We start from the raw sequence: 12,341 nt of genomic DNA, 5'->3' as shown, positions 1-12,341 counted from the left end.
CACCGGGGTCAGCGGCGGTGCGCGCCGCAGCGGAGGACATGCTCCACCGCTGCCGCCATGGCCTGCTGACCCTGGGCGTTGGGGTGGGCGGGCGCGGCCGGTGCCACCGTGACCAGGGGTTCGATCCAGCGCTCTCCGGCCGGCCGGCACATGTCGTGTCCTACGGTCGGGGTGTAGGTGTCGACGTAGCGCGCGCCGTGCGCGGACGCCTGGCCGGCGAGCATCGCGTTGAGCTTCTTCTCGGTGTCCCGCAGATAGCCGAAGTCACCCGCGGCCAGCGGCATCACGGAGCTGGTGCAGCCGACCCCGTCGTCCGGGAACAGGTCGGGATAGCCGACCACCAGGACCTTGGCACGGGGCGCCCGCTGCCGTACGGCGTCCAGCGCCGCGGCGATCCTGGGGGCGGTGTCGTCGACGCGCTGCTCCAGCCGGTCGGTGCCCTGGCTCGTGAAGAAGGTCTGGCACGGGTTGCCCGTCGGGTCCTTGGCCGCGAGCCCGGCGCAGGTGGCCAGGTCACTGGAGAAGCCGATGTCGTTGCCTCCGATGGTCAGGGTGACCACGTCCGTGTCCGCGTCCAGCGCGTCCAGCTGAGGGGCCTGCGCACCCTGGGGTCCGGCCAGGGCGGTCGTCGTGGCGCCCGCACAACTGACGTCGGTCAGCCGCGCGTGCGTCGCCGCCGCGAGGAGGGACGGATAGTTCTGGTCGGAGCGCGCGCACGCGGTGTCGACCTGGGCCGGGATGCCGGGGCCGGAGGCGTACGAGTCGCCGAGCGCCACGTAGTCCACGGTGCGCGCGGTGGGTGTCGCGGCGCTTGCCGATATCGCGCCCGCTGTGGAGAGGGCCATCGCGCAGCACGCCACCATGGCGCCTCGCAGCAGGCCTCGCCGTCCGGGGGATCTCTTGGTCTGGTTGTTCAAGTCCGTCCATTCGTCAGGCCCCGGGAGCGCTTGTCGAGTCGCTCCGACAACAGTCGTCAGCCGTGGGGCGGTGTGCTGACGTGAAATCAAACGATGCCGGTACCAGGGAGGTTCACTCGACCGCGCGCCGAGGTGGTGCAGCCACGGATGCGGCGCGGAAGGGGATCCGCGCGTCGGTCCGCGCGAGCGGTTCGGGCGGCGCGGGGTGGGCCTCTACCGGTGGTGACTGCGCCGGAGGTGGGACTCGACGTAGGCGTGTGCGCGGAAGGCGAGGACGGGGTCGTCGGAGAGCTGGATGCCGGTGGTGACCCGGGTGGGGTTGAAGGCCTGCGCGTCCCAGTGGTCCTGGTCGTCCGCGGGTGCGGTGATCTCCAGGCGCCCGGCGATGATCTCCCTGCGGTGGTCGGGCCAGACGGTGCTGGGGTCGTGGGTCGGGTCGTCGGGATCGGCGAGCTGGACCCGCAGCACGAACGCCACCGGCCCCCGCTCCAGGCGCTGGTGGAGTTCGTCGGTCAGGTAGTGGGCGGTACGGGTGGCCGCCTCGTCCGCGGTCAGGCCGAGGCGTCCGGCCTCCGGTTCCCAGCGGTACCGCACGGCCTGCCTGGTACCGGCCGCGTCGACCCATACGAAGGCATGGATGGCCCAGTAGGCGGCGGAGGCGTAGCTGACGGGGACGGGCGGCTGCTGCGCGACGGCCTCGGCCAGATGGGGGTGGGCTCCGACAAACGCGTGCACCCGGGCCAGATCGGGCTGGTGGGTGACGGGGTCGGGGCGCAGGGCCTCGGTCAGTTCGAGGAACTCCCGGGGGGTGGCGGCGACGAACCGGGGGACGGTGAGGGCGATGAGGTCGGTGTCACTGCCGTCGTGCAGATGGAAGCGGGTGGCCATGCCACGGGTGACCGGGGCGGTGTCGGGAGTGTGCGGATTTCCCTCGGAGTTCGAGAACCGTACGGTGGCCGGAACCGGCCGCGTCTGCAGATGTGCGGCCGTGGTCAGGGCCGCCGCGGCCCCGGTGGGTGCGAAGGTGGCCCGGAAGGCGGCTCCCCGGGCACTCGACCGGCGCTGTCCCGGGTGCCTCCCGCTCATGCGCTCCATGCTGTCGACCACCTCGACGGCCAGGGTGTGATCAGTGGAACTGCTCGACATGTCAATCCTCCGAAAACGAAACAGGTAAGGAGCCGGCCATGGCCTGGGGGACCCACGTCCTGCGGGTGCTCGGCGCGGCACCGGCCGCGCCGGCGCGCCGCCGACGGGCGGACGGACGGACGGGCGGACGGGCGGACGGGCCCAGGGGCTCAGGGCAGACAGGGGCGGACCGCCCCGGACGAGCCGTTCGCCGGACTCGTCTCATTGCGGGGTACGAGCCGCATCAGGGCCCGGTTCACCCACTTCGGGAGGCGGGTCGGTCGGCGGCCCCGCGTCCGACGGCACATGGCGGGACCAGGGCCGGCCCGCTCACCCGTGCTAGAAAAGCACATGCATTTTCGATTGCTCGGACACCTCGAAGCGGTCGCCTCCGACGGGTCCTTGATTGATTTCCCGGGTTCCCTGGGGCGCTCCGTCATCGCGAGGCTGATCCTGGCCGAGGGGCGTCCGGTGCAGAGCGAGACCCTCGTCGACGAACTGTGGGGTGAGCGGGCGGCGAGGAATCCCGTCAACGCCCTGCAGGTGCAGATGACAAAACTGCGTACCTCCTTTGCCGCCCGAGGCGAAGAGGGGCGGATCGTCACGCAGTACGGCGGCTACCGGTTGGTCCTTTCGGAACACGACCGTGTCGATGTCACCGAATTCGAGGACCGGATTCTCCGCGGCCGGGAGAATCTCCGCGAAGGGAATCACACAGAGGCGGAAGCGCTGCTGCGGGACGCGCTGGCACTGTGGCGGGCTCCCGCCCTCAAGGACCTGACCGGCTTCTTCTTCGACGCAGAGCGCGCCCGGCTGGAGGAGCTCCGGCTCACGGCGAACGAGGATGCCGTCACCGCCGGCATGGCACTGGGAAAGGCCCGCGAACTCGTCGTGGAACTGGCGCATCTGGTGACCGCGCAGCCCCTCCGGGAAAAGCCGCGGGCTCAGTTGATGCTGGCGCTCTACCGCTGCGGACGGCACGCCGAGGCGCTCGCGGCCTTCCACGAAGGACGGCGCCTCCTGGACTCCGAGCTCGGACTCGCCCCGTCTCCCGAGCTGGAAGCGCTGCACAGGGCGATCCTTTCGCACGACCCTGCCCTCCGGGGACCCGGCGGTGCATCGGGCACCCCGGAGGCTTCCGGGGATCGTCCGCCTCACGCGACGGCGGAAGGGAACCTGATGGTTCCCCCCGGCGCGTTCGTGGGACGCGTCGGCATGCTGCGGAGTCTGCGGGCGGAGATCGGCCGTCAGCGCCTCGTCACGGCCGTCGGCCCGGGAGGTGTGGGCAAGACCCGGCTCATGCTGGAGGCCCTGTCGCGACGGGGCGACGCCGGCGCAGCCGTCTGGTGGATCGACCTCGTGGCCGCCGGAAAGGACGGTGTGCTGCCGGCCCTCGCCTCCGCACTCGGTCTGTCCGAGAGCTCGGTCACGGCGGACCAGTATCCACTCGGCCCTCTCGAGCGGATCGTCTCCTATCTGAAGGAACACCCGGCGATCCTGGCGTTCGACAACTGCGAACACGTCCTGGACGGGACGGCGCTTCTCGTGAAGAAGCTGCTCGACACCTGTCCGTCGGTCACGATCGTGGCCACCAGCAGAGAACCGCTGAGCACCTCCGGCGAAGTGCTCTTCCCGGTGGACCCGATGACCGCGGAGGAAGCCGCCCGGCTCTTCGCCCTCCGGGCCTCGATGATCGATCCGTCGTTCGACCAGGACACGGCGAGGGACCACGGGGTCGTCGAACTGTGCCGCCGGCTGGACGGACTTCCGCTCGCCGTCGAACTCGCCGCCGCGCACGTGAGACTGCTGTCCGTCGCGGAAATCGCCGCACGGCTGGACGACCGGTTCGCCCTGCTGGTCAAGGGAGCACGCACCGCCCCCCGACGGCACCGGACCCTCCGCGCGGTTCTCGACTGGAGTTACGCCCTGCTCAGCGAATCCGAGCAACTGGTCCTGGGCGAACTCGCCCTGCGCGTGGCCGGCTGCTCCGTCGAGGACGCGGAGAAGGGCGGACCGCCGCCTTCGGACCCCGCCCCGGCGGACAACGCCGGCGTTCTTCACGTCCTGGGTCAACTGGTCGACAAGTCACTGATTTTCACGGTGCGCACCGCCGGCGGGACCCGTTTCCAGATGCTGGAGACGGTACGCGAGTACGCGCTGGCGAAGCTTGCGGAAAAAGGACAACTGGCGCCGGCCCAGGACCGCTTCATCGCGTGGTCGCTGGGGTTCGTCAGAAAGGGCCACAAGGGCATGCCGTCGCGGGAGCAGGCCTACTGGTCCCGCCGTGTCACCGAGGAGTCCGCGAACCTCAGAGTCGCCTCGGAACTCATGACGCGCACGGCGCGGGTCGCCGACGCGCTTCGTCTCGAATCGTCTCTCGGCTACTTCTGGTACATCCTCGGCCGCGAAGAAGAGGGAATCGACAGGCTGACCCGCACCCTGGACGCCTACGACACGGCCATGCGGACCGCCGCCGGTCACCGGCGTCCGACACCCGGGGAGGAGTGGGCCCTCTGCTATGTCTTCGTCTGGCTGGCCTGGCTGAACCATGTCTCCGGACGGCATGACAGCGCACTGGAGTACGAGGAGCGCTACAGCGGCACATGGCGGACTGCGAGGAATCCGGATCTGGCGGTCGTGGGTCCCGTCTGGGAGGCCCTGCACGCGCGGCTTGCCGCCGAGGAGGGCTGGGAGGCCCGGTTCGCGGCGGCCGACGCGGGGATCGCCGGTACGGAGTTCGGCTGGGACCGGGTCGCCCTGCACTACGCCTGGTCGACCTACTGCCTGCACGCGGGAGACGCGGACGCGGCACGGGAGCACGCGCTGACCGGCATCGAGGTGTCCAAGGCCATCGACGACCCCGTCACCCTGTCGGTCTGCCTCACGGCCCGCGGCGACGCCGAGGAGAGCGTCGGCAGGAGGGAGGCGGCCCGGGAGTCGTGGAGCGAGGCCTGCGGTGTCTTCCGGTCCATAGGCGCGCGGTCGCGGTGGGCCTACCGAGCGTTGCGGCTCGCCTTCCTCGATGTGGGAGAAGGGCTCATCGACTCGGCGGACAGGAGACTTTCCGAAGTGGAGAAGGTCGCCTCCGAGCTCGTCTCGTACGACCTCGGGGCGGCCGTCGCCAATCTGCGCGGGGTGGTCCTGGCCGGCCAGTCGCGCTTCGACGAGGCCGAGGCGGTCTTCCGGGAGGTCTGGTCGTCACCGACCTCCCCTCGTAACCGCAAGGCGGTGGCGGGCCTTGCGCTCGTCGCCTGTGTGCCGCCGTCGCACCCGGAACCTGCCGGGGGCGCGGACCGGCACGAAATCCTTCTCGAGGTCGGGCGCCTGACCGATCTGCTCATGGAGCCTCTCACCCGGAAGGCGGTCGGCTGTCTCCTCGCCGACGTCACGGAGGGGAGACAGGCAGTGCCGACGCGGGGACATCCCCTCCACGAGCGTCTGTCGGGCTCGCCGTCGGTGCTGGCCGCCTTCTGGTGAGTGCGGGGGCAGCGGCCGCGGCGGAACGAGGTCCCGCTCAGAGGTGGGTGTAGCCGCGCTCGGCCAGTGCGGTCCGCAGGGCTCTGAGGGCGAGGTGGGTGCGGGATTTGACGGTGCCGCGGGGTATGCCGAGGAGCTGGGAGGTCCGTTCCACCGAGTGGTCGAGGAAGTGGGCGTGGACGAGGATCTCGCGGTGCTGGAGGGTCAGGTCCGCCAGGGCTTCGCGGACGATCTTCTTGCTGAGGGCGCGTTCCAGGCGTTCGGGGCCGGGCAGGTCGGCGAGGGTGGTGTCGTCGGTCTCCGGGGGGCGGGCCCGGCGGGCACGGTGGCCGTCGATGACGAGGTTGCGCAGGACGGTGACGAGCCAGGGCCGCACTCCCTCCGCATCGGGGTCGAGGACACCGGCGTGCCGCCAGGCCCGCAGGACGGTCTCCTGCACCATGTCCTGGGCCTGATGGGTGTCACCGCACAGCAGCCCGGTCGCCACTCTCGCCATGAACATCCCGTGCTTGTCGTAGAGGGCACGCACGAACGCCTCGTCGCCCGCCCTGTCCCGGGCACGGCCGGTCGGTCGCTTCTGGTCCGTGCCCCGGTTGCCTGTGCTGTGTCTCATGCCCGCGTTTCCCCGCGCGCCGACAGCGAACGGAAGGCGCGCAAACTCGTTGAAAGCTGAACGGGCCAACCCTTGAGGGGACTGCTTGCCAACCGCTTGCCGTCCGCTTAACCGGCATCCAGCTGCGAGGACAGCCGCGCGAAAGGGGAATGAGCACCCATGAGGGGTTCACAGCCGGCTGCGCCGAGGGCGGGGCTCGTACGGTGGGTCCGCCCCGGTCGGTGAGCCCGGATCAGCGGTGCCGGCCGGGGCCGTTCAGTACTCCGCTGAAGCAGACCATGACGAAGGGGTTGCCGGAGAGCCATTCATGGACCCGGTCCGCCGCGGTTTCGTGGCTCGGACCGGACCGGTGGCAGGCGTCCACCTTGTCCAGCAGGGCGGCCACCGCGCGGTGGGCCAGCGGTTCGAGAACCCGGGCGTGGGCCCGGTGTGCGCGCTCCAGCCACATCCGGACGTCGTCCGACGCGGAGGGGGCAGACAGGCCGAACGTCGCCACTACGGCCAGGCCGACGGCGGAGACCGCTCTGCGGTCCAGCGGCGCCATGGGGCTGTTCCAGACGCCGCTGAAGATCCTCTGCGCGTCCGAGAGGCGACGGTCGTGCAGCGCGAGCACCGCGCGCAGGATGGCGGTCGCGGCCCGCAGGTCGTCCGCGCTCAGTTCGTCCGCGAGCCGGTCCAGCTCCGCCAGCCGTGCTTCGGCCGCGTCGAACGCTCCTTCCGCGATGTCCAGGCAGGCGATCCTGAGCGCGGTGTACGCGTACAGCGCCCGCGCGCCGATGCGGCGCAGAATGCGCGCCGCTTCGGTCCAGTGCTCGCGGGCCCGGTCACGGTGGCCGCCGCTCTCCTCCGCGTCGCCGCAGGGGACGAGGGAGAACGCCCTGGCGAAGTCGTCGGACGCGGCGCGTGCCGCCGAGACGGCGGCCAGGCCGCGGCTGCGGGCGCCTTCGACGTCCCCGTGCTGAAGGCAGTGGAACGACCAGTTCACGTAGAGGACCGTCCGGTCCCAGTGGAAGTCGGTGCCCTCGACACCCTTCTCCGCCAGGGCGAAGAGTTCTGCCACGTCGTCCTGCCCGTTCAGCATGGCGTGCATCGGCTCGAAGCAGGGCCCCAGGACCGCGAGGTCGGGGTTCTTCGCCTGCCTCCATTCCGTTCTGAACCGGTCGATGAGGGTGCGGGCCTCCGCGTGCCGGCCGACCACGTGGTTGAGCCAGACCAGCCAGGCAAGGGTGTAGAAGAGCGCCCGCTCGTCCTCCGCGGTGGGTGCCGCGGCCTGCGGTCCCGGTGCGGAGTCGAAGGCCTGGAGGCCGCGCTGCAGACGCTCGATTCCCTCTTCTTCACGGCCGCTGATGTGCCAGTAGTAGCCCAGCCGTGCTTCCAGCCAGAGGACCTGGGCCGTCCTCGACCTGTCCAGCATCAGATCCGAGGCGGCCCTGATGTTGGCGGACTCCGCGGTGAGCCGTCGGACCCACTCCCCCTGGTCGCCGGACGCGATCCCGTCGCCGCCCTCGCGCACGAAGTCCATGGCCCATGCCATGAGGCGTTCCTCCGCCTCGGCCGCCCTGCCCTCGTCGAGGAGCCGGGCCAGGGCGTACTCACGGACCGTCTCCAGCATGCGCAGCCGGTTGCCGTGGGGCGTGGGCACGGAGAAGAGGAGGGACTTGTCGACCAGTTGGGCCAGCACGGGCAGCAACTCGTGCCTGCACTCGTCGTCCAGTGCGACCGCGGTCTCGGCGACCTCGACGGAGCACCCTCCGACGTACAGGGCGAGTTCCGTCAGCACCCGCTGCTCGGTCACGTCGAGCAGTGCGTAACTCCAGTCCAGCACCGCACGCAACGTGCGGTGACGGGCCGGTGCCGTCCGTTCCCCCTTCGTGAGCAGCGCGAAACGGTTGTCCAGACGGGCCTCGATCTCCCGCACCGACAGCAACCGCACGTGGGCGGCGGCCAGTTCGACCGCCAGCGGCAGGCCGTCCAGCCGACGGCACAGCGAACGGATGTCCCGTACCCCCGCCTCGTCCGCGAGGAACGACGGGTCGATCATCACGGCACGCGCGGCGAACAGGTCCGCGGCCTCCGTCTGCGGCATCGGCGCGAGCTGGTAGAGCACCTCACCCCGAGCCCCCAGCGGCGCCCGGCTCGTCGTCACGACCCTCAGCGAGGGGCAGTTCCCCAGCAGCGTCCCGGCCAGTGGAGCGACCGCGTCGAGCACATGCTCGCAGTTGTCGAGGGCGAGAACCGCGTCCCGTCCCGCGAAGAACGAGGCCAGCCGGTGCGCGTAGTCGTGCGGCGGCTGATCCGGCCGTACCGAGGCGTCCGACAGACCCAGGGCGCCGGCGACCGCGGCCGGCACGCCCGCTTCCTCGGTCGAGGCCAGATCCACCCACCACACGCCGTCGCACGAGGACTCCAGAACCGCGCCGGCCTCCAGCACCAGCCGCGTCTTGCCCACTCCCCCGGGCCCCACCACCGTGACCAGCCGCTCCCTGCCGACCGCCGCGCAGAGCCCCTCCAGGTCCCCCCGCCGGCCCACGAACGGGCCCAGCGGACGGCCCAGATTGCCCTTTCTCGCCGGCGACGCGGCATCCACGGTGACGGCGCCCGCCGCTCCCGGGGCCCGGACCGACGGATCGTGCCGCACGAGCGCCGCGTGCAACGACCGCAGCTCCAGCGACGGAACGACCCCCAGCTCCGCCCGGAGCAGCCGCCGCCCCTCCTCGTACACCTCCAGCGCATCGGCCAGCCGCCCGGAACGGTAGAGCGCCAGCATCAGCCGCTCACGCAACCGTTCGCGTAACGGCGAGACGGCCACCAGCGCCTTCAGCTCCGGCACCAGCTGTTCCGCACGCCCCAACTCCAGTCCCGCCGCCGCGACATCCTCCAGTGCGCCCAGCCGGAGATCCTCAAGACGCGACCTCTCCGACCCGAACGCCCGGCCCTCCAGATCGTCCAGAGCCCGCCCACGCCACAACGACAGCCCCTCCCGCAGGGCTGTTTCCGCCTCCCGGTGGGCACCCGCCTTCAGGCAGTCGTGCCCCCGTCGGACCGCGGTCTCGAAACGGAGCGTGTCGAGCTCGTCCTCCGGCCTGAGGTCGACCTGGTATCCCCCGTGACGCGACAGCAGACGCTCGCCCTCGCCCTGCGCCGCGAAGGCCGAGCGGAGTTTGGTCACCTGGACCTGCAGGGCGTTGACCGGATCCTTCGCCTCACGCTCCGCCCACAGATCGTCGATGAGCGTGTCCCGCTGCACGACCGCTCCCTGGGCCAGGAGCAGCCGCGCGACGATCGCGCGGGAGAGGACTCCGGGAAGCACGACGGCGCCACGGTCGGAAAGCAGTTCAAGGGGACCGAGGAGCCGAAAGCGCATGACGTCCTCTTTCATCTTTCGGCCTGTGCACCAGGATGTGCCACCGGGCTGGCGCCGCGGGCGGTCAGGCTAGGGCCTGTCTGACAATTCCCGTCGTCGCCCGGAGGGCGGCCTCGCGGCGTCAGGTGCGTGCTCTCGGCGTGCCGGGCGTAGGCCCTCGTACTGGACGTACTTGGGTCTGCGCCCGGTGCGGCGAGAGTGCGTGCATGGCGTCGCGAGGCAGACGGGAATTGTCAGACAGGCCCTAGTCGCTCCAGGGGGTGTCCCGGAGACGGCTCGCGGCCCGCGCCGGCACGGAGTCCCGTGCCTCGGCCGATCAGGATCCGGTCAGAATCCGGTCAGAGTGGTCTTGCCGACGGCTGCGCCGGACTCCTGGACGCGGTGGGCCTCACGGAGGTTGGCGGCGTTGACCGGGCCCAGGTCCCGGGTGGCCGTGGTGGTGAGGATGCCGGCGTCGACGAGGCGGGCGACCTGGGTGAGGATGTGGTGCTGCATGCTCTGGTCGGCCGTACGGAACATCGACCGCGTGTACATGAACTCCCAGTGGAAGGAGATGCTCTTCGCCTTGAGCACTCCGAGGGGCAGCGAGTCGAAGTCGTCGATGGCGACGATCCGGCCGAAGGGGGTGAGCGCCTCGGCGTACGCGGCCAGGTTGTGGTCGGTCGCCGTGGTGCTGAACACGAAGTCGACGCCGTCCGGGGCCACTTCGGCCAGCTGCGCGGCAAGTGGCCTGCGGTGGTCGACAATGTGGTGGACACCCATGCGGCGCGCGAAGTCGACGCTCTCGGGCCGCGACGCCGTACCGATGACGGTGAGGCTGGTGAGGGCGCGGGCCAGCTGCGCGGTGATCGAGCCCACGCCGCCGGCGGCCGCGGTGATCAGCAGGGCCCCGGTCTGCTCCAGGGCACCCGTGCGCAGCCCCAGCCGCTCGAAGAGCCCCTCCCACGCCGTGAGCGAGGTCAACGGCAGCGCGGCGGCCTCGGTGAAGGAGAGGGTGGCCGGCTTGCGGGCGACGATGCGCTCGTCGACCACGTGGTAACGGGAGTTGGCGCCGGGGCGGTCCAGCGCACCGGCGTAGTACACCTCGTCGCCCACCGAGAAGAGTTCCACCTCGCCGCCGACGGCGACGACGGTCCCGGCGGCGTCCCAGCCGAGCACCTTCGCCTCCCCGCCCGGGTCGACGTTCTGCCGGATCTTGTAGTCCACCGGATTGACGGCGATCGCCTCGACCCGCACCAGTACGTCACGGGGTCCCGGCTCCGGGGTGGGCAGCGTGACGTCGACCAGGCTCTCGGCATCGTCGGCGGGCAGCGACTTGCGGTACGCGACCGCGGGCATCGTCGCGGGGATGTCGTACGTGTCGTTCATGGCGGTCGGGCCTTTCCACGTGTGCGTGATCCGAGAGCCGCGGACGGTGCCGCTCCGCTTCAGATACATCGAGAGGACGTGGTCGAGCCGACAGGACACGCGCGACGGTCCGCGACTTCGACCACGTCAGCGACAGTACGAAATGGATAGTGGTTACCCGCAAGGGCCTATAGTTCCCATTGGGTACTATCGCTGTATGACGACGACAGCACACGTGTGCGACGACCCGAAGAGCGTCTACCTGGCCGCCTGCCCCTGCCGGGACATGCTGGATCTGCTCGCCAACAAGTGGAGCGCCCTCGCCCTGGGCGCTCTGGAGGACGGGCCCCAGCGCTTCGGGGCACTGCGGGCACGCCTGCAGGGGGTGAGCCCCAAGGTGCTCACCCAGACGCTGCGCCGCCTGGAGGATCACGGCCTGGTCGACCGCGAGATCTACCCGGAAGTCCCGCCCCGCGTCGAATACAGCCTGACCCCGCTGGGCGAGGACGCCTGCCGGCCCCTGGCCCACCTGCGCACCTGGGTGGAGGAGAACATCGAACGGTTCCCGGCGTCCCGCTGACACAGCGGCTCCACGGCCGTCACACCACACCGTGCCCACGAGGACCGGCTGCGGTGAACCATCCCCGCCACCCGCCCGTATCCCAAGCGGCTGGGGCTCTCCCTCGTTCGTTCCCGGCCGCTCCGGACCCGGCCTGTCTTCCCCCGGCGCACGCCGGGTCCGGATCCTCTCCTTCACTCGTCGTTCATCGCGTCGATCAGGCTCTTCGGGCGCATGTCGGTCCAAGTGGCCTCGATGTACGCGTCACAGTCGTCGCGGGGAGCCGCGCCGAAGACGGCGTCCCAGCCGCCGGGCACGTCCACGAACACCGGCCAGAGCGAATACTGGTGCTCGGCATTCCGCAGTACGAGGTAGGCGGCATCCGGGTCCTCGAACGGATTGGTCATGGAACTTCCTTCCTGGTCGATCACGCGATGTCAGTGGCCTCACAGGTGCCCACCGTCGTCGTCTACGGCCGCCACCCGGACGAGGTTCACCGATCGGCCGGTCTGCCGCGGCCCGGGTGTTCGGCTCCGTCATGAACCGTTCGGGCCCGCTCGTCGTAGACCAAGCGAGTCGCCGGGGGAACGGAGACCATTCCAGGAGACCGCAGCGTGAAATGCGAACAGGAGAAGTCACAACTGGCTGCCTATGTCATGGCAGCCCTCGATTCCGAGGAGTCCGAAGGCGTCAGCGGACATCTGCGTGCATGCCCGGCCTGCGCGGCCGAAGCCGACGACATCCTCGCGACGTTGTCCGGTCTGCGGGACCTGCCCGGGGAGGAGCTGCTCGGTGACTGGTCCGGCAGGATCCCCGCACTGCGGGAGGCCGCGGTCCGCGCCGTACTGGCGGAGGCCGACGCGGTGCCTCCGCTCCCCCCGGATGCGGTGAGGAAGCATGCGAAGACCCGTCGGAGCCGGCCCTAGCCCGCCCGGCGGA

9 protein-coding genes are annotated in these 12,341 nt (G+C 70.7%); 3 read left to right on the top strand and 6 right to left on the bottom strand.

Annotated elements, in window-relative coordinates:
- Positions 1-8: 8 nt before the first annotated feature.
- The gene (locus SSP29_RS42305) at positions 9-845 is read right to left on the bottom strand and encodes an SGNH/GDSL hydrolase family protein (protein WP_089106270.1); all 837 of its coding nucleotides are present in this window, start codon (positions 843-845) and stop codon (positions 9-11) included.
- Between the two features lie 285 nt (positions 846-1,130).
- Complete coding sequence (locus SSP29_RS42300; RefSeq protein WP_089106269.1) at positions 1,131-2,063, bottom strand: catalase family peroxidase; 933 nt, start codon at positions 2,061-2,063, stop codon at positions 1,131-1,133.
- 330 nt (positions 2,064-2,393) lie between these two features.
- On the opposite strand from SSP29_RS42300, the gene SSP29_RS42295 reads away from it, so the two are divergent.
- Positions 2,394-5,519 (top strand): AfsR/SARP family transcriptional regulator, encoded by a 3,126-nt coding sequence (locus SSP29_RS42295; RefSeq protein ID WP_089106268.1) that lies wholly within the window; start codon positions 2,394-2,396, stop codon positions 5,517-5,519.
- Positions 5,520-5,556: 37 nt separating this feature from the next.
- On the opposite strand, the gene SSP29_RS42290 is transcribed toward SSP29_RS42295, so the two are convergent.
- The 3 genes from SSP29_RS42290 to SSP29_RS42280 form a co-directional block, all read right to left on the bottom strand.
- Entirely contained in the window at positions 5,557-6,132 is a 576-nt protein-coding gene (locus tag SSP29_RS42290; protein WP_089106267.1) for a sigma-70 family RNA polymerase sigma factor, read from the bottom strand.
- Between the two features lie 232 nt (positions 6,133-6,364).
- On the bottom strand, positions 6,365-9,496 hold the full coding sequence (locus SSP29_RS42285) for an ATP-binding protein (RefSeq protein WP_089106266.1): 3,132 nt from the start codon (positions 9,494-9,496) through the stop codon (positions 6,365-6,367).
- A gap of 327 nt (positions 9,497-9,823) precedes the next feature.
- Positions 9,824-10,864: a zinc-binding alcohol dehydrogenase family protein gene (locus SSP29_RS42280; protein ID WP_245883507.1), complete on the bottom strand. Its 1,041-nt coding sequence runs from the start codon at positions 10,862-10,864 to the stop codon at positions 9,824-9,826.
- A 196-nt stretch (positions 10,865-11,060) separates the two neighbouring features.
- Between SSP29_RS42280 and SSP29_RS57430 the strand changes: the two genes are divergently transcribed.
- Positions 11,061-11,423: a winged helix-turn-helix transcriptional regulator gene (locus SSP29_RS57430; RefSeq protein ID WP_089106265.1), complete on the top strand. Its 363-nt coding sequence runs from the start codon at positions 11,061-11,063 to the stop codon at positions 11,421-11,423.
- 173 nt (positions 11,424-11,596) lie between these two features.
- Here the strand turns inward: SSP29_RS57430 and SSP29_RS42270 are convergent, their stop codons facing one another.
- Positions 11,597-11,809, bottom strand: a complete 213-nt coding sequence (locus SSP29_RS42270; protein WP_089106264.1) for an MbtH family protein — start codon at positions 11,807-11,809, stop codon at positions 11,597-11,599.
- Between the two features lie 207 nt (positions 11,810-12,016).
- On the opposite strand from SSP29_RS42270, the gene SSP29_RS42265 reads away from it, so the two are divergent.
- Positions 12,017-12,328 (top strand): anti-sigma factor family protein, encoded by a 312-nt coding sequence (locus SSP29_RS42265; protein ID WP_145969018.1) that lies wholly within the window; start codon positions 12,017-12,019, stop codon positions 12,326-12,328.
- Positions 12,329-12,341 lie beyond the last annotated feature (13 nt).

Source organism: Streptomyces hyaluromycini (genome assembly GCF_002217755.1).
In the GTDB taxonomy this organism is placed as follows: domain Bacteria; phylum Actinomycetota; class Actinomycetes; order Streptomycetales; family Streptomycetaceae; genus Streptomyces; species Streptomyces hyaluromycini.
The sequence above is the reverse complement of the archived record's forward strand: the minus strand, read 5'-3'. Positions and strand labels throughout refer to the sequence as shown.